Origin of the sequence: Cryobacterium sp. Y57 (genome assembly GCF_002929505.1) — a bacterium.
GTDB lineage: Bacteria > Actinomycetota > Actinomycetes > Actinomycetales > Microbacteriaceae > Cryobacterium.
Window position 1 is genome coordinate 19,845 of record NZ_PJJL01000055.1, and the last position, 18,042, is coordinate 37,886.

Below are 18,042 nucleotides of genomic sequence, written 5' to 3' on the forward strand. Positions count from 1 at the left end.
CAGGGGAAAGGAACCCCCTTCGTGACTGATGTCAACCTCCGCGCCACCGGCTCGGATCTTCCCCGCCTGAGCAGCCTTCGCGTGTCTGAGCTTCAGGCTCTGGCCCTCGAACTGAAAATTCCCGGCGCTTCCAAACTGCGTAAAGGCGAACTCGTCGTTGCAATAGAAACGGCTCAGGCCGCCACGAGCGGCGCTGCTCCGGTTGAGCCTGCTTCGGTAGTCGAGACTGCATCGGTCGAGCCTGCTTCGGTGGTCGAGACTGCACCGGTAGTTGAGCCTGCACCGGCAGTCGAGTCTGCACCGGTCGAGGCTGCTCCCGAGAGCGCACCGATCGCGAGTCTCGCTGAGGCACTCGAGACGGTCCCGCGCAAGCGTGCGCCCCGCCGTGCCAGTACCTCCACCGCCGCTCCCGCCAAGTCCCACGTCAATGCCGACGCCAGCACCGGTTTCGGTATCATCCTGCCCGATGCTCCGGCAGCCGGCTCGCGGATCGCACGCAACGCTCGTGGCGCGGTGGCATCCAACGCCCTCGCTCCCGCCGTTGACGAAGCTGCAACCGTCACGCCGGACACCGTCGCACCGGACACCGCCACACCGGACACCGACAAGCCGGTTCGGCAGACACGCAAGCGCGTGCAGGTCTCACCCGTTCACCGCGATGACGCGGGCACTGTCGTCGTCGATTCCTCTGAGGCACCGGCGGCTGCGCCGGTCGAGGCACCCGTCGAGAACACGCCGCCCGCTCGACGTCCATCCCGGCGTGCTTCGTCGCAGCGCGTAGCCGCTGAGTCGTCCACTGAGGCGCCCACCGCGGCAAGCGATGTCGTCGTAGAAGCTGCCGAAGGTGACGATTTCACCGTTTCAGCCGACGAGGCAAACGATCAGGCAAACGATTCTGCAGCACCGCGTCAAGGGCGCAGCCGCAGCCGGAGCCGCGGTGGTGACCGTGCGCAGGGTGCTGATCGCAACCAGGCCGACCAGAACAACCAGAACCCCCAGAACCAGAATGAGCGCAGCCAGAGCGAGCGCAACCAGAACGGCACGAACGACGAGGGTATGACCCGGGCGCAGAGCCAGCGTCAAGCCCGCAACGAGCGTAATCAGGAACGCAACCAGGAGCGCGCCCAGGCGCAGGCCGACCGCAACCAGGGTCAGAATGACCGCGGCCAGGAGCGTAACCAGGCTCAGAATGACCGCGGCCAGGAGCGTAACCAGGGACAGAACGATCGTGGCCAGGACCGCAACCAGGGACCCGACCGGCTCGACGAAGACCTGAACGGCCGCGGCAACCGCAACCGGTATCGTGACCGCAAGCGTCGCGGCCCGAACCAGGGCGATGACTTCGAACCCGAGGTCAACGACGACGACGTACTCATTCCCGTTGCCGGAATTCTGGACGTGCTCGACAATTACGCGTTCGTGCGCACCTCGGGCTATCTGCCCGGTGCGAGCGACGTCTACGTCTCGCTCGGTCAGGTCAAGAAGTACAACCTGCGTAAGGGTGACGCCGTCGTCGGTTCCATTCGCCAGCCGCACGAGGGTGACCAGTCCGGTCGTCAGAAGTACAACGCCATCGTCAAGGTCGACTCGATCAACGGTCAAACCGTTGAAGAGGCCGCTACCCGCGTCGACTTTCACAAGCTCACTCCGCTGTACCCGACGGAACGTTTGCGCCTCGAGACCGAGCCGGGCAAACTCACGCAGCGCATCATCGACCTCGTCGCTCCGATCGGCAAGGGGCAGCGTGGCCTGATCGTCGCACCGCCCAAGGCCGGCAAGACCATCGTCATGCAGCAGATCGCCAACGCCATCGCCACCAACAACCCCGAGGTTCACCTCATGGTCGTTCTGGTCGATGAGCGGCCCGAAGAGGTCACCGACATGCAGCGCACGGTGAAGGGTGAGGTCATCGCCTCCACCTTCGACCGTCCTGCCGAAGACCACACCACCGTCGCTGAGCTCGCCATCGAGCGTGCCAAGCGTCTGGTCGAGCTGGGTCACGATGTCGTCGTGCTGCTTGACTCGATCACTCGCCTCGGCCGCGCCTATAACCTCGTGGCCCCGGCCTCGGGTCGAATCCTGTCCGGCGGCGTCGATGCATCCGCTCTGTATCCGCCGAAGCGATTCTTCGGTGCGGCGCGCAACATCGAAAACGGTGGCTCGCTCACCATTCTCGCCTCCGCGCTCGTGGAGACCGGCTCCAAAATGGACGAGGTCATCTTCGAGGAATTCAAGGGCACCGGCAACATGGAACTGCGTCTGTCGCGCCAGCTGGCCGACAAGCGTATTTTCCCCGCCGTGGATGTGAACGCGTCGGGCACCCGTCGCGAAGAGATGTTGATGAGCCCCGATGAAGTGAAGGTCACCTGGAAGCTACGTCGCGCCCTCGCCGGGCTCGAGCAGCAGCAAGCTCTCGAACTCATCCTCGGCCGTCTCAAGGAGACGTCATCGAACGTTGAATTCCTCATGCAGGTTCAGAAGTCGATGCCGACCCTGAACGGGTCAGACAAGGACAAGTAATGTTCGAATCCGTCCTCACGCTGCTGGCCGAGCACGACGACCTGCAGTCGCAGTTGGCGGATCCGGAGCTGCACGCGAATCCGGCCCGTTCGAAGAAGGTCAACCGGCGTTATGCCGAGTTGAGCCGCATCATCGCGGCGTATCACGAGTGGAAAGAGATTGACGATAACCTCGAAGCCGCTCGTGAGCTCGCCGACGAGGATGCTGCCTTCGCCGAAGAAATTCCGGATCTGGTGGAGCAGCTTGATGTCACGGCTGAGAAGCTGCGGCGCCTGCTGATTCCGCGCGACGAACTCGACGCCCGCGACGTGATCATGGAGATCAAGATGGGGGAGGGCGGTGCCGAATCGGCGCTGTTCGCCGCCGATCTGCTGCGCATGTACCTGCACTACGCCGAGTCGAATCGCTGGAAGACCGAGATTATCGAGCAGACCTCGAGCGACCTCGGCGGCATCAAAGATATCCAGCTCGCGATCAAGGGCAATTCGAGTGACCCGGCTGAGGGCGTCTGGGCGCACCTGAAGTATGAGGGCGGCGTGCACCGCGTGCAGCGGGTGCCGGCGACGGAGTCTCAGGGACGTATCCACACCTCTGCGGCCGGCGTCCTCGTCTTTCCCGAGGTCGACGAACCTGAAGAGGTCGAGTTGCACCCGAACGATCTCAAGATCGACGTGTACCGCTCGAGTGGCCCTGGTGGACAGTCGGTCAACACGACCGACTCGGCCGTGCGGATCACCCACCTCCCGACCGGAATCGTCGTCGCGATGCAGAACGAGAAGTCGCAACTGCAAAACAAGGAAGCCGGCATGCGCGTTCTGCGGGCCCGGGTTCTGGCGCGCCAGCAGGAAGAGATCGATGCGGCGGCGAGCCTCGTGCGCAAGGGTCAGATTCGTACCATGGATCGTTCCGAGCGCATCCGCACGTACAACTTTCCGGAGAATCGTATCGCGGACCACCGCACCGGTTACAAGGCATACAACCTCGACGCCGTGATGAACGGCGCCCTCGGCCCGGTCATTGACTCCTGCATCCACGCCGACGAAGAAACCCGTCTGGCCGAGCTTGGAGACCCCGAGTAGTACCCCACTCCACGCACGGGGCCCAGGCCCAAAACGTCGGCCCAGTCTATAAACTCAGCCGACGTTTTGGGCCTGGGCCCCGTGCGCTGCGCGGACTACAGGTAGTACTCGGGCTCGAGGTTGCCTCCGCGGGCCGACTCGACCGTTGCTGGGGTTTGCGGGCGGATCGTCGCCGGTACGCCCACTAAGAGCGACCGCGGCGGAGAGTCCTTGGTCACGACGGCGTTGGACCCGATCGTGCTCCAGGCCCCGATGGTGATCGGGCCAAGCACCTTGGCGCCGGCCCCGACAGTGACGCCGTCATCGAGAAACGGATGCCGCCGCACTCCCCGCGCGTGCCCGTGACGGCTCTTGCCGCCCAGCGTCACCGCGTGGTAGAGCATGACGTCATTGCCGAGCACCGCCGTTTCCCCGATCACGACGCCCATACCGTGGTCGATGAACAGGCGGCGCCCGATCGTCGCGCCGGGATGAATCTCAATCCCGGTCAGAAACCGGCTCACTTGGGAGAGTAAACGGGCGGGAAGATGCAGCCCGGCACGCCACAAGCGGTTCGCAACCCGATACGACCAGACCGCGTGCAACCCACTGTAGGCAAGGAAGACCTCGGTGTTGCTGCGCGCGGCGGGGTCGTGGGTGCGCGCTGCCTGGATGTCTTCGCGCAGGCGCAGGAAAGGATTCATCGATGGGCAGACGACGTCCGCTTAGTCCAGCAGGTCTTCGTACAGCACGGTCGAGATGTACCGCTCGCCAAAGCCGGGAATGATGACGACGATGGTCTTGCCGGCATTCTCGGGCAGTTTGGCCTGCTCAAGCGCTGCCCAGACGGCAGCGCCACCAGAGATTCCGCCGAGGATGCCCTCGTCTGTGCCGAGTATGCGGGCCGTGGAGAGCGAATCGGCGAGGGTCACATCGGCGATCGAATCATAGACGCCGCGGTCGAGGGTTTCCGGAACAAAGTTAGCGCCGAGGCCCTGAATCTTGTGCGGGCCAGGCTTACCGCCGGTGAGAATGGGGGAGTCGATCGGCTCGACACCGACGACCTTGAGACCCGGCTTCCGCTCCTTGAGGTAGCCGCCAGCGCCCGAGAGGGTGCCGCCGGTACCGATGCCAGCGACGAGGATGTCGACCGTGCCTTCGGTGTCCTCCCAGATCTCGACGCCGGTGGTCGCCCGGTGAACGGCCGGGTTGGCCGGGTTCGTGAACTGGCTGGCCAATACGGCGCCCGGCGTGTTCGCGACGATCTCAGCAGCCTTTTCGACTGCTCCGCGCATGCCATCGGCACCGGACGTCAGTACGATCTCGGCGCCGTACGCCCGCATCATGACACGGCGTTCCTTGCTCATCGTTTCGGGCATGGCCAGAATGACGGTGTAACCGCGGGCCGCGCCGACCATGGCGAGAGCGATACCCGTGTTGCCACTGGTCGCTTCAACGATGGTCCCACCCGGCTTGAGCGAACCGTCCTTCTCCGCCGCGTTGATGATTGCAACGCCGATGCGGTCCTTCACGCTGCTGGACGGGTTGTAAAACTCGAGCTTCGCAAGCACGGTTGCACCGAGGCCGGCGGTCAAACGGTTCAGCTTGACGAGGGGAGTCCGGCCAACGGCTTCGGTGATGTCGGAGTAGATCTTGGGCACGAGGGCAACTTTCATTCGGTTTTCATTCGGTGAAATTTGGTGTGAGGGCCAACTCCAGCCTAGGTCTCTCGGCCGAAAACCTCTTGGTGCGTTACATTTCACTACGTGCCTTCTTCAGATTCTGCCCTGCCAGCCACCGTGACTTCCCTGCGAAACCGAGCGATCAGCCTGCTTGCCGCGGCCGGAGTCACCGACGCCGAGGTTGACGCCGATCTACTGATCGGTCACGTGCTCGGCCAGAGCCGCGGCGAAGTTCAGGCTGGCAGCATCCTGAATCGACCGATCAGCCCAGTGGATGCCGCCACCATTGAGACCCTGCTGGCCCGTCGCAGCACGCGCGAACCACTGCAGCACATCACGGGGCGGGCCCCGTTCCGGTCGCTGTCGTTGAACGTGGGACCCGGCGTCTTCGTGCCACGGCCCGAAACCGAACAGGTCGCTCAGTTCGCCATCGATGCTCTTCGATCCATGCCCGATCCGCAGCCGATCGGCATCGACCTCGGCACCGGGAGCGGCGCGATCGCGTTGGCCCTGGCCACCGAGGTGCCCCACGCACGCATTTTCGCGATTGAGAACTCGCCGGAGGCCTTTCCCTGGACCACTCGAAATTTCGAAGAGGTGGCCGCCGACAACGCCATCCTCACCTTCGGTGACCTTGCGGACGCGTTCGCGGAACTCGACGGTACGGTTGCCGTCGTCATCTCCAATCCGCCCTACATTCCAGCCGACGCGATTCCCCGCGACCCCGAGGTGCGCCTGTTCGACCCCGCCCACGCCCTGTTCGGCGGCCCAGACGGCCTCGACGTGGTCCGCAGCGTGTCGGCAACAGGTCTTCGGCTGCTGCGCCCCGGTGGGGTGCTCGTGATCGAGCACGGCGAGCTGCAGGGCGCAGCGATTAGGGAGTTGCTGGCGATCGATGGTTGGCGCGCCGCGGCCACCCACCGCGACTACACCAGCCGAGACCGGGCCACGACAGCACTTCGACCCTAAGCAATACGCGCCATGCGCCGTTGAGATGTATGGCCTGCGCACCCGTTCTTCACAACCACACTGGGTTAGGATTGCCGGAAATGACACGCATATACGATTGCACGAGTGACTCGCTCGCGAGCGACACGAACACGAGCGAAAACTACCAGGCGCACATCGCGCTGGCTCGCACGGCTATCGGACGCGGGGCGCTCGTCGTCATCCCTACCGACACGGTCTACGGCGTTGCTGCTGACGCATTCAACCCCGAAGCTGTTCAGCTGCTCCTCGACGCGAAGGGCCGAAGCCGGCAGTCGCCGCCGCCGGTGCTGATTCCCGGCCTCGCCGCCCTCGACGCCCTGGCCGTGGACGTGCCGCAGCCGGTACGCGACCTGGTCGCGGCGTTCTGGCCCGGCGGGCTCACGGTCATCGTTAATGCCCAGCCCTCGCTGGTTTGGGATCTCGGCGAAACCCGCGGCACCGTGGCGCTTCGCATGCCAAGCAACCAGGTCGCGCTCGACCTGCTCGCGCAGACCGGCCCGCTCGCCGTATCCAGCGCAAACCTCAGCGGCATGGCTGCCGCCATCGACGTCCAAGCCGCCGCAGCCGCGCTCGGCGAGAGCGTTGACGTGTACCTCGACGGTGGAACCGCCGGCAGCACCTATGAAAGTGTGTTCATTCAGACCAGTGACGGGGCGTCGACGATAGTGGATGCCGCCGGTTTCGAGGTCAACGGTGGTTTTCTGCACATCGTGCGTAGCGGCGTCATTTCCCGCGAGGCGATCGCGGCCGTCCTAGGAGACGTGCTCGCGGCCGTTCCGTCTATTCCCGGTACACCGGCGGAAGTGACTGAAACGGATGCTGCGCCATCCGTCGTTGCCCCGTCCCAGAATGACAGCACGGAAGACGCGCACGACGGAACGGAGGCCAGCCGGTAGCCCATGACCCTTTTTCTTCTCCTCGCGCTCGTTTCAGCGATCGTGACTTTTGTGCTGTCGATCGTGGTTTACAAGCTCAGTCACAAGTACCACCTATACCCGAAAATTCGCGAACGCGACGTACACACCCGTCCCACTCCGCGCCTTGGCGGCATCGCCATGTTCCTCGGAATTCTCGTGGCTTTCGGTGTCGCTTATCTCATCTCGGCTCACTTTGCCCCGCTGCGCATGCTTTTTGCCGATCCGCAGCAAATCCTGGCCATCCTCGGCGCCGCCCTTCTGATCGTTCTTGTCGGCGTTGCCGACGACATCTGGGATCTCGACTGGATGACGAAGCTCGCTGGGCAATTCATTGCCGCCGGTCTCGTCGCCTGGCAAGGCGTACAGATCTACTCCCTGCCGATCGGTGGACTGACGGTCTGGAGCGGCTGGATATCGATTGTCGTCACGATCGTCGCCATCGTCGTCGTCATGAACATGATCAACTTCATCGACGGCCTCGACGGTCTCGTCACCGGCGTGGCCCTGATCGCCAACGGTGTTTTCTTTCTCTACAGCTACCTTCTTGTGCGGGATACGTCACCGACCAACTACTTCAACCTTGCCTCCCTCATCGCCGCCATCCTGGTGGGTGCCTGTGTGGGGTTCCTGCCATTGAACTGGCATCCGGCCAAAATGTTCATGGGCGATGCCGGCGCACTCCTGGTCGGGTTGCTCATGGCCACGAGTGCGATCGCCATCACCGGTCAGATCGACCCCACCGCCATCAACCGCTCAGAACTCTTCCCGGCGTTCATCCCCCTTCTATTGCCGGTGGCGATCATGATCATTCCGCTGCTCGACTTCGCACTCGCCGTGTTCCGGCGGGTGCGGGCCGGCAAATCGCCCTTCAGCGCCGACCGAAAACACCTGCACCACCGCCTGCTCGATATGGGACACTCCCACCTGCACGCCGTATTGATCTTCTATGGGTGGACAGCAGCAGCATCTATCGGGTGCCTGCTTTATTACATTCTTCCCGTGTATTTTGGTCTACCGACCTGGTACGCGACCATCTTCCTGATTACGTCGCTGCTGATCTGCACCATCGTCACGCTCGCCCCGCTCGGCCGCCGCAAGACCGGTGAATGGGTCAGTCAGTCAGCACCGGCGCAGATAGCAGTACTGCACCAATTCGACCCGCTTGACGAGGCGGCTGCGCCCGCGACAGCACTATTAGTCCCAACAACGACACGAGCGACCGCCTCCGCGGCGGCGCCTGCCGAGGAGAATGTATGACCAGCGCCACCCCACCCGTTGCTACCCAACCCACCTCGATCCCCGTGCTGCGCCGAATCCTGATCTACGGGGGATACGTCGCCCTCGCCATCGCCGTGGTGGGTTCGATCGTCGGCTATGTCATCGATGGCGGCACCGGTGTGATCAGCGCCCTGATCGGAACGCTCATGTCAGTTGCCTTCATGGGCATCACGGCCGGCAGCATACTGCTGGCCAATCGCGTCGCTGGAAACGAATCAGCCATTGGTGCCTTTTTCGGCATCATCATGGGGGGCTGGTTGCTCAAGTTTGTGGTGTTCCTGGTGTTGCTCGTGGTATTGCAGGATCGCGAGTGGATTCAACCCATGGTGCTGTTCTTCTGCATTATCGCGGGTGTCGTAGCTTCCCTCGTCGTCGACGCTGTCGTGGTGTTAAAGAGCCGGATGTCCTACGTCAGCGACGTCGCCCTGCCCCCCGCCCCGGTCGACGACTAGCCCTTCAACCCATTCACCCACGGATCCTGCTCTCGATTCGGCACCGCGCCTGATCTTTGCTAGAATAATGTCAATCCCACCCCGGTTTACGCATGCTTTCTAGCATCGTAAACCTGCCCACATTCGTCGTTGCGCGAGCAGAGCTCACCGCCCCGAAACAGGAGAAAGCGCTGCTAGAAATCGCCGTAAACCTGATGGTCCCGTCTGCCACCGGCGACGGTGAATTCCACGGTCCCTCCATCAATGAGTTTTTCCCCGACGTAATATTTTTCGCCGATACCCCGTTCGAGATCAACCGCATCATCCTGATTCGCTTCCTCGCGGTCGCGGTACTGATGTTGGTCTTCTGGCTCGGCACTCGTCGCATGAAGATCATCCCGACCCGCGGCCAGAGCCTGGCCGAGATGGGTCTCGACTTCGTTCGTGTCAACATCGCCGAAGATCTGCTGGGCAAGAAAGATGGCAAACGTTTTCTGCCGCTTCTGACCACCATTTTCTTCATGGTGTTGTTCATGAACCTCACGGGAATCATTCCGTTCCTCAACATCGCCGGCACCTCGGTGATTGGGGTTCCGCTGCTTCTAGGTCTCATCGCCTACGCCACGTTCATCTACGCCGGCGTGAAGAAAAGCCCCGCGAAGTTCTTCCGCAACTCGCTCTTCCCGCCCGGAGTGCCGGTGGGGCTCTACATCATCGTGACGCCGATCGAATTCATCTCGACGTTCCTGGTGCGGCCATTCACCCTCACGCTCCGACTCATGATGAACATGATCGTCGGGCACCTTCTGCTCGTGCTGTTCTTCAGCGCTACCCAGTTCTTCTTCTTCACTGCGGATGGCGGGTTCAAGCTCTTCGGCGCTGGCACTCTCATCTTCGGCTTCGCGTTCACGCTCTTCGAAGTGCTGATTGCGCTCCTCCAGGCTTACATTTTTGCCCTACTCACCGCCGTCTACATCCAGCTCGCGCTGGCTGAGGAACACTAGACACTTTAGGAATCCGGCACTCGCCGCATTCACCATCACGGAAGGAAACATACGTGGACGCAACAACCGTTCTCGCGGAAATCAACGGAAACATCGCGACCGTCGGTTATGGCCTCGCAGCCATCGGCCCGGCAATTGGTATCGGTATCGTCGTTGGCAAGACCATCGAAGGTGTCGCTCGCCAGCCTGAACTGGCCGGCCGCCTGCAGGTGCTGATGTACATCGGTATCGCCTTCACCGAGGCGCTCGCCTTCATCGGCATCGCCACCTACTTCATCTTCACGAACTAGTCCCCTTCACTGCTGAGTAAGGAGGCATAATGCTTCACGCAGTAATTGCAGCCGCGACGGAAGAAGTGGCTAAAAACCCGCTCATCCCAGAGTGGTACGACATTATTTGGTCGGCGGTTTGCTTTGTCGTGATTTTCTTTTTCTTCTGGAAGCTTGTGTTGCCCAAAATGCAAAAGCTTCTTGATGATCGTGCTGAAGCCATCGAGGGCAACATCGCCAAGGCCGACGACGCCCAGCGCAAGGCCGAAGCTGCACTCGTGCAGTACACGGCCCAGCTTGCTGACGCTCGCGCCGAAGCCGGTGCCATTCGTGACCAGGCCCGTACCGACGGCCAGCGCATTGTCGCTGAGCACAAGGATCAGGCAGCTGCCGAAGCCGGTCGCATCGCGGCGAGTGCCAAGACGCAGATCGAAGCCGAACGTCAGGCCGCCGTCGTGTCCCTTCGCAGCGAGGTCGGTACCCTTGCCATTGACCTTGCCTCGGGTGTCATCGGCGAAAGCCTGTCCGACGACGCGAAGGCCAGTGCCATCGTCGATCGTTTCCTGGCCGAACTCGAAGCCAGCGATGTACCGTCTCCGGCAACAGCTCCTACAGTCGGAAAGATCTAGCACATGGGAAGCGCCACCAGAGAAGCACTCGCAACGTCGAGGGCGGCACTGTCCGTTCCCGGCGGCACGACTGATCTGGCGACGGGCGAAAGCCTGTTCGGTGCCGGTCGCGTAATCGGTTCGTCGTCCCAGCTATTGTCAGCGCTCGGTGATGCGTCAGCGGATGCTGCGGCCAAGGTCACCCTCGTGCGCGCCGTTTTCGGTGCAAGCGTGACACCTCGGGCGCTGGATTTGCTCGCCGCCGCTGTGTCCGAACGATGGTCCAACCACGACGACTTGCTTGCAGGGATCGAGGAACTGGGCCTGCGGGCACTCGCGCTGTCTGTTTCGGCCGGTGGAGCGTCACCCGCCGAAACGTCGATCGAAGGGGAACTATTCGCCTTCGGTAAAACGGTGTCTTCCGACGCTGAGCTCGAGCTGGCCCTGGCCAGCAAGCTCGGCAAGGTCGGCGCCAAAGCGGCCCTGGTTGAAAAACTTCTGGCCGGCAAAGTCTCCGGTCAGACGCTCGCCATTGTTCGCCACCTGGTGCAGCAGCCTCGCGGCCGCCGTATCGGTGAACTGCTGCGACATGCAGCAGCCGTCGTCGCGGACGAGTCTGGCACGTCGATCGCCACGATCACGTCGGCCAGTGTTCTCACAGCCGACCAGCTCGCCCGCTTGCGGAAGAACCTGCAGTTGCGTCACGGACGGGGACTCACCACCAACCAGGTCGTCGACCCGGAACTGGTCGGGGGAGTGCGCGTACAAATCGGTGATTTGGTCATCGACGGCAGCATTGCAACCCGCTTGGCGGATTTGAGACTCCAGCTCGCTCGCTGAGTCACTTCCGTGACACCATAAACCCAGCAGTACCAGATGACTCAGGGCGGCAGCGTCCTCGAACAGACAGAACCTGTACAGCCGTACAGAAAAGGGAAGATGATGGCAGAACTAACGATCAGCCCCGATGAGATCCGTGGTGCTCTCCAGGACTTCGTCAAGTCCTACGAGCCCAACAAGACATCCACGACCGAGGTTGGCTACGTCACCACGGCCGGCGACGGCATCGCGCACGTCGAGGGCTTGCCCGGCGTGATGGCGAACGAGCTTATCAAGTTCGCCGATGGCACCCTGGGCCTGGCCCAGAACCTCGACGAGGATGAGATCGGCGTCGTCGTGCTCGGTGAGTTCGGTGGCATCGTTGAGGGCATGGAGGTGCACCGCACTGGCGAGGTACTCTCCGTTCCTGTCGGCGACGGCTACCTAGGCCGCGTTGTGGACCCACTCGGCGCGCCTATTGACGGACTCGGCGACATTGCAACCGAAGGCCGCCGCGCCCTCGAACTGCAGGCCCCCGGCGTCATGAGCCGCAAGTCGGTTCACGAGCCGATGCAGACCGGTATCAAAGCCATCGACGCCATGATCCCGATCGGCCGCGGCCAGCGTCAGCTGATCATCGGTGACCGCCAGACCGGCAAGACCGCGATCGCGATCGACACCATCATCAATCAGAAAGCCAACTGGGAGTCCGGCGACAGCAACAAGCAGGTCCGTTGCATCTACGTCGCCATCGGCCAGAAGGGCTCCACCATCGCTTCGGTGAAAGGCGCGCTCGAGGATGCCGGAGCGATGGAATACACCACCATCGTCGCCGCTCCGGCGTCTGACCCGGCCGGCTTCAAGTACCTCGCCCCGTACACCGGCTCGGCTATCGGCCAGCACTGGATGTACGCAGGCAAGCACGTTCTCATCGTCTTCGATGACCTGTCCAAGCAGGCCGAGGCGTACCGCGCCGTATCGCTCCTGCTGCGTCGTCCGCCGGGACGCGAGGCGTACCCCGGTGACGTGTTCTACCTGCACTCCCGCCTGCTCGAGCGTTGTGCCAAGCTCTCCGATGAGCTTGGTGCCGGATCGATGACCGGTCTTCCGATCATTGAAACCAAGGCCAACGACGTTGCGGCGTACATTCCGACCAACGTGATTTCGATCACCGACGGTCAGATCTTCTTGCAGTCCGATTTGTTCAACGCCAACCAGCGACCCGCTGTCGACGTTGGTATCTCGGTCTCCCGCGTCGGTGGCGACGCGCAGGTCAAGTCGATCAAGAAGGTGTCCGGCACGCTCAAGCTTGAGTTGGCCCAGTACCGTTCACTCGAAGCCTTCGCCATGTTCGCCTCCGACCTCGACGCAGCCAGCCGTCGTCAGCTCGCCCGAGGAGCTCGCCTGACGGAACTGCTCCGTCAGCCGCAGTACTCGCCGTACCCCGTCGAGGACCAGGTCGTCTCGATCTGGGCTGGCATCAACGGCAAGCTCGATGAGGTCCCTGTTGCCGACGTGTTGCGTTTCGAGCGCGAGTTGCTCGACTTCCTCGGACGCAGCACCGACATCCTGAAGACCCTGCGCGAGACCAACGTTCTCTCCGATGAGACCGTTACAGCCCTCACCGCCGGCGTTGACAAGTTCAAGCTGGAGTTCCAGACCGGTGAGGGCAAGCCGCTCGCGTCGGTGGGCAAGGAAAAGTTTGAGGCTATTGCCGTTGAAGACGTCAACCAGGAAAAGATCGTCAAGCACCGCCGCTAGTCTCGTCGATTTCGACGAGTTAGTAACACTGACGATGCTGTAACACTGACGACGACAAACTGAAAGACAAGGAAGCAGACACATGGGAGCGCAACTTCGGGTCTACCGGCAGAAGATCAAGTCTGCCCAGACGACCAAGAAGATCACTCGGGCCATGGAGCTGATCTCCGCCTCGCGCATCCAGAAAGCGCAGGCGCGAGTAGCTGCGTCAACCCCGTACTCGCGCGCGGTAACGCGTGCCGTTTCGGCGGTGGCCACGTACTCGAACGTCGAGCACGTACTTACAACGGAGCCCGAAAAGATCCAGCGCGCAGCGGTCGTCATCTTCGCGTCCGACCGCGGTTTGGCCGGTGCCTTCAGCTCGCAGGTACTGCGGGAAGCCGAGTCGTTGAGTGAACTGCTCCGCGGCCAGGGTAAGGACATCGTCTACTTCCTGGTCGGCCGAAAGGCCATCGCGTATTTCAACTTTCGAAACCGCGCCTCGGAGCGTATCTGGACGGGCGGAACCGACCAGCCGCAGTTCGAAACGGCCAAGGAAATCGGTGAGGCCCTTCTGGAAACGTTCCTTACGGACTATTCCGATGGTGGCGTCGATGAGATCCACATCGTGTACAACCGTTTCGTCAGCATGGTCACCCAGGTGCCCGAAGTCATTCGGCTGCTACCCCTGGAGGTCGTTGAAGGCGTGGAAGAGCCCGGCGACAACAAGGTCCTTCCGCTTTACGAGTTCGAACCCGACGTGGAAACCGTTCTAGACAGCCTCCTCCCGGTATACATCGAGAGCCGTCTGTTCAACGCCATGTTGCAGTCGGCGGCGTCGGAGCACGCGAGTCGCCAGAAGGCGATGAAGTCGGCCAGCGACAATGCCGACAAGCTGATTACGGACTACACACGCCTGTCGAACAACGCGCGCCAGTCCGAGATTACCCAGCAGATTTCCGAGATCGTGGGTGGAGCCGACGCGCTCTCATCCGCTAAGAAGTAGTTCACATGTCCCATGGGCAGAGAAGAGAGAGCAATGACTGACACCGCAATCGCGCCAGTCCGGGCGGAGGACACGGCCGGCTCGGTTGGCCGCATCGCGCGCGTCACGGGCCCCGTAGTCGACATCGAGTTTCCGCATGACTCGATCCCCGGCATCTACAACGCCCTGAAGACCACGATCACCATAGGTGACGAGTCGAACGAGATCACGCTCGAGGTCGCTCTGCACCTCGGTGACGACCTCGTTCGTGCTATCGCGCTCAACCCGACCGACGGACTCGTCCGCGGGCAGGAAGTACGCGACACCGGGAGCCCCATCACGGTTCCGGTGGGAAACGTCACCAAGGGCAAGGTCTTCAACGTTATCGGCGATGTCCTCAACGCCAAGCCCGGCGAGAAGATCGAGATCACCGAGCGCTGGCCCATCCACCGCAAGCCGCCGGCCTTCGACCAGCTCGAGTCCAAGACTCAGCTGTTCGAAACCGGAATCAAGGTCATCGACCTACTGACGCCGTACGTTCTCGGTGGAAAGATCGGCTTGTTCGGTGGTGCCGGAGTCGGTAAGACCGTCCTCATCCAGGAAATGATCCAGCGCGTTGCGCAGGACCACGGTGGAGTATCGGTGTTCGCCGGAGTCGGTGAGCGTACCCGTGAGGGCAACGACCTCATCGCTGAAATGGAAGAAGCCGGTGTCTTCGACAAGACTGCGCTGGTCTTCGGCCAGATGGACGAGCCGCCGGGAACGCGTCTGCGCGTCGCCCTCTCCGCCCTCACCATGGCTGAGTACTTCCGCGACGTGGAGAAGCAAGACGTCTTGCTCTTCATCGACAACATCTTCCGTTTTACCCAGGCTGGTTCCGAGGTGTCGACCCTGCTGGGCCGCATGCCTTCGGCCGTGGGCTACCAGCCCAACCTGGCCGACGAGATGGGCATCCTGCAGGAGCGCATCACGTCGACCCGCGGCCACTCGATCACCTCCCTTCAGGCGATCTACGTTCCCGCCGACGACTACACCGACCCGGCACCGGCGACCACCTTCGCCCACCTGGACGCTACGACCGAGCTGTCCCGAGCGATCGCGTCGAAAGGTCTGTACCCGGCCGTCGACCCGCTCACCTCGACCAGCCGTATCCTCGACCCCCGCTATTTGGGTGCCGATCACTACAACACGGCTGTTCGCGTCAAGGCCATCCTGCAGAAGAACAAAGAACTCCAGGAGATCATCGCGATCCTCGGTGTCGACGAGCTGTCGGAGGAAGACAAGGTCACGGTTTCCCGCGCCCGCCGCATCGAGCAGTTCCTGTCGCAGAACACCTACATGGCGAAGAAGTTCACCGGTGTCGAGGGCTCAACGGTTCCGCTCAAGGACACCATCGAGTCGTTCACGGCAATTGCCAACGGTGACTTCGACCACGTGGCTGAGCAGGCCTTCTTCAACGTCGGTGGCATCAACGACGTCGAAGAGAAGTGGGCTCAGATTCAGAAGGAGAACGACTAAGCATGGCGAAATCGTTGTCCGTCAGCGTCGTTTCGGCCGACCAGCAGGTGTGGGCCGGCGAGGTGACCATGGTTGTAGCCAAAACCGTTGAGGGCGAAATCGGCATCCTGGCCGGTCACGAGCCGATGCTGGCGATCTTGGCCGCGGGTGATGTGCGTCTCACCCTGCCAGACGGCTCCAAGGTTTTGGCCCAGGCTGAGGATGGATTCTTGTCTGTCGACAACGACACGATCACCATCGTGGCCCGCAAGGCTGAACTCGTGGGTTCCAAATAGCGCGTCTGACACACCAGTGCTGATACTGCTTCCGCCGTCGGAGACGAAACGCTCCGGCGGCGAAGCTGTACCCCTGGACTGGGAAAAGCTGGCCTACCCGAGCCTGAATGTAAAACGTCGTGCACTGGCGCAGGCGGTTGTGGAGCTGACGCGGTATCCCGAAGCTGCCCGGACCGCCCTCAAACTGGGCCGCACACAGCTCTTCGAGATTGACCGCAACCGGGAGTTGCTTGCGTCTTCGACGCTGGCGGCAATAGATCGCTATACCGGGGTGCTCTTTGACGGACTGGATGCTGTCACCCTCTCAGGCTCACAGCGCGACTTCGCGCACGCGCACCTGGTCGTACATTCCGCGCTGCTCGGGCCGATCGCTGCACTTGATCCAATACCGGCCTACCGGTTGTCCCACAATTCGCGCGTGCCGGGCGTCACGCTGGCCAACCACACTCTTAAACAGCACTGGAGCAGCGATATTCAGCGGCTCCTTGGCCGGACCGAAGGACTGCTGCTCGACCTGAGATCCGAGGCTTATGTTGGCCTAGGTGCCCGTCCCGTGCGGGCGGACTCACTCTACCTGCGGGTGGTCGCCGCCGGTGCCGACGGTCAGAAGCGTGCCCTGAACCACTTCAATAAGAAGTCGAAGGGTGAGTTCGCCCGGGCTCTGCTCGAACACGAATGCAATTTCACGAGCGTGCATGAACTTATCCGCTGGGCGCAGTCTGTCGGAATCCGACTCGGCCATGGAGCACCCGGCGAACTCGAGCTCGTCGTTGAGCAGCACCTCGCCGCCGCGGGACGCGCAGCCTCATCGACGATCTTTACCGGGGCTAGGCTGGGCGTGTGAGTACAGACACCAGCAGTTTCCCCGCAGCGGTCAATGTTCCCATCCTTCGGCAACCGGTCAATGTGACCGTCACCGGGGCAGGCGGTCAGATCGGTTATGCGTTGCTTTTTCGCATTGCCGCCGGCGCGCTGCTGGGGCCGATGACGCCGATCCGTCTCACCCTGCTGGAGATACCCCAGGGGTTGAAAGCGGCTGAAGGCACGGCGCTCGAGCTCGAGGACTGTGCCTTCGGGCTGCTGCGCGGTGTGACGGTCACCGATGACCCTACAGTCGCATTCGACGGGGTGAATATCGCACTGCTCGTTGGATCTCGCCCGCGTGGGCCAGGGATGGAACGTGCCGATCTTCTGGGGGCCAACGGCCGTATTTTCGCGCCGCAGGGGGCAGCCATCAATGCCGGCGCAGCCGATGACGTGCGCGTGCTGGTGGTGGGCAATCCCGCCAATACAAATGCCCTCATCGCCGCCGCTCACGCGCCGGATGTGCCGAGTGATCGCTTTACGGCCATGACCCGGCTTGATCACAACCGGGCCGTCGGGCAATTGGCCAGCCATCTCGACGTCTCAGTCGGGGTGATTCATGGGCTGACTGTGTGGGGAAACCACTCGGCCAGTCAATACCCGGATATCTTCCACGCCACCGCAGAGGGCCGAGCGGTTCGCGATCTCGTCGACGAGCAGTGGCTTGCGCAGACCTTTATCCCGCGAGTCGCCCAGCGTGGGTCGGAGATTATTGCCGTGCGGGGAGGCTCCTCGGTCGCTTCCGCCGCCAACGCAGCCATCGATCATGTGGGCGACTGGGTCACCGGCCGCGGCGTCGACTGGACCAGCGCCGGCGTCGTTTCCGATGGCTCCTACGATGTTCCACCTGGCTTGGTGTGCTCGTTCCCGGTGCGCTCGGTTGACGGGAATTGGCGCATCGTGAACGGGTTGCAGCAGAACGAATTCTCGCGCAGTCGCATCATGGCATCCGTTGCAGAACTCGCGGAGGAACGAGACGCAGTGCGGGCGCTCGGCCTGCTGCCATTGGGCCGTCGCTGAGTTTCACGGTCGTGCTGCCAAGCTATTGGTGCGCGATGCTCGCGTGGTTGAGCTGCCAAGCTAT

At 62.4% G+C, this 18,042-nt stretch carries 18 protein-coding genes; 16 read left to right on the top strand and 2 right to left on the bottom strand.

Going from position 1 to position 18,042, the window contains the following annotated elements; all coding sequences use genetic code 11:
* The first annotated feature begins 21 nt into the window (after window positions 1-21).
* A complete protein-coding gene (gene rho / locus CXY72_RS04240) occupies window positions 22-2,520 on the top strand; it encodes a transcription termination factor Rho (protein WP_104126459.1) in 2,499 nt (832 codons plus the stop codon).
* A complete protein-coding gene (gene prfA / locus CXY72_RS04245; RefSeq protein ID WP_104126460.1) occupies window positions 2,520-3,599 on the top strand; it encodes a peptide chain release factor 1 in 1,080 nt (359 codons plus the stop codon). The genes rho and prfA overlap by 1 nt, the downstream gene beginning before the upstream one ends.
* Before the next feature lie 95 nt (window positions 3,600-3,694).
* On the opposite strand, the gene epsC is transcribed toward prfA, so the two are convergent.
* The gene (gene epsC, locus CXY72_RS04250; RefSeq protein WP_104126461.1) at window positions 3,695-4,282 is read right to left on the bottom strand and encodes a serine O-acetyltransferase EpsC; all 588 of its coding nucleotides are present in this window, start codon (window positions 4,280-4,282) and stop codon (window positions 3,695-3,697) included.
* A gap of 21 nt (window positions 4,283-4,303) precedes the next feature.
* Window positions 4,304-5,254: a cysteine synthase A gene (gene cysK / locus CXY72_RS04255; protein WP_199183953.1), complete on the bottom strand. Its 951-nt coding sequence runs from the start codon at window positions 5,252-5,254 to the stop codon at window positions 4,304-4,306.
* Between the two features lie 90 nt (window positions 5,255-5,344).
* Between cysK and prmC the strand changes: the two genes are divergently transcribed.
* The 14 genes from prmC (at window position 5,345) to CXY72_RS04325 (ending at window position 17,978) form a co-directional block, all read left to right on the top strand.
* A complete protein-coding gene (gene prmC / locus CXY72_RS04260) occupies window positions 5,345-6,229 on the top strand; it encodes a peptide chain release factor N(5)-glutamine methyltransferase (protein WP_370446204.1) in 885 nt (294 codons plus the stop codon).
* Between the two features lie 80 nt (window positions 6,230-6,309).
* On the top strand, window positions 6,310-7,146 hold the full coding sequence (locus tag CXY72_RS04265) for an L-threonylcarbamoyladenylate synthase (protein WP_104126462.1): 837 nt from the start codon (window positions 6,310-6,312) through the stop codon (window positions 7,144-7,146).
* 3 nt (window positions 7,147-7,149) lie between these two features.
* Complete coding sequence (locus CXY72_RS04270) at window positions 7,150-8,424, top strand: MraY family glycosyltransferase (protein ID WP_104126463.1); 1,275 nt, start codon at window positions 7,150-7,152, stop codon at window positions 8,422-8,424.
* Window positions 8,421-8,897, top strand: a complete 477-nt coding sequence (locus CXY72_RS04275; protein ID WP_104126464.1) for a hypothetical protein — start codon at window positions 8,421-8,423, stop codon at window positions 8,895-8,897. The genes CXY72_RS04270 and CXY72_RS04275 overlap by 4 nt, the downstream gene beginning before the upstream one ends.
* A 194-nt stretch (window positions 8,898-9,091) precedes the next feature.
* A complete protein-coding gene (gene atpB, locus CXY72_RS04280; RefSeq protein WP_233197653.1) occupies window positions 9,092-9,880 on the top strand; it encodes a F0F1 ATP synthase subunit A in 789 nt (262 codons plus the stop codon).
* 53 nt (window positions 9,881-9,933) lie between these two features.
* The gene (gene atpE, locus CXY72_RS04285) at window positions 9,934-10,170 is read left to right on the top strand and encodes an ATP synthase F0 subunit C (protein WP_104126466.1); all 237 of its coding nucleotides are present in this window, start codon (window positions 9,934-9,936) and stop codon (window positions 10,168-10,170) included.
* Between the two features lie 29 nt (window positions 10,171-10,199).
* Complete coding sequence (locus CXY72_RS04290) at window positions 10,200-10,778, top strand: F0F1 ATP synthase subunit B (RefSeq protein WP_104126467.1); 579 nt, start codon at window positions 10,200-10,202, stop codon at window positions 10,776-10,778.
* 3 nt (window positions 10,779-10,781) lie between these two features.
* Window positions 10,782-11,597: a F0F1 ATP synthase subunit delta gene (locus CXY72_RS04295; RefSeq protein ID WP_104126468.1), complete on the top strand. Its 816-nt coding sequence runs from the start codon at window positions 10,782-10,784 to the stop codon at window positions 11,595-11,597.
* Window positions 11,598-11,699: 102 nt separating this feature from the next.
* Complete coding sequence (gene atpA, locus CXY72_RS04300) at window positions 11,700-13,337, top strand: F0F1 ATP synthase subunit alpha (protein ID WP_104126495.1); 1,638 nt, start codon at window positions 11,700-11,702, stop codon at window positions 13,335-13,337.
* 82 nt (window positions 13,338-13,419) lie between these two features.
* Window positions 13,420-14,322, top strand: coding sequence for a F0F1 ATP synthase subunit gamma (locus tag CXY72_RS04305; RefSeq protein ID WP_104126469.1), 903 nt, complete (start codon window positions 13,420-13,422; stop codon window positions 14,320-14,322).
* A 33-nt stretch (window positions 14,323-14,355) separates the two neighbouring features.
* Window positions 14,356-15,819, top strand: a complete 1,464-nt coding sequence (gene atpD, locus CXY72_RS04310; protein WP_104126470.1) for a F0F1 ATP synthase subunit beta — start codon at window positions 14,356-14,358, stop codon at window positions 15,817-15,819.
* A gap of 2 nt (window positions 15,820-15,821) precedes the next feature.
* A complete protein-coding gene (locus CXY72_RS04315; protein ID WP_104126471.1) occupies window positions 15,822-16,094 on the top strand; it encodes a F0F1 ATP synthase subunit epsilon in 273 nt (90 codons plus the stop codon).
* A gap of 16 nt (window positions 16,095-16,110) precedes the next feature.
* Entirely contained in the window at window positions 16,111-16,938 is an 828-nt protein-coding gene (locus CXY72_RS04320; protein ID WP_104126472.1) for a YaaA family protein, read from the top strand.
* 41 nt (window positions 16,939-16,979) lie between these two features.
* Window positions 16,980-17,978, top strand: coding sequence for a malate dehydrogenase (locus tag CXY72_RS04325; protein WP_104126496.1), 999 nt, complete (start codon window positions 16,980-16,982; stop codon window positions 17,976-17,978).
* The last annotated feature ends 64 nt before the right edge of the window (window positions 17,979-18,042 follow it).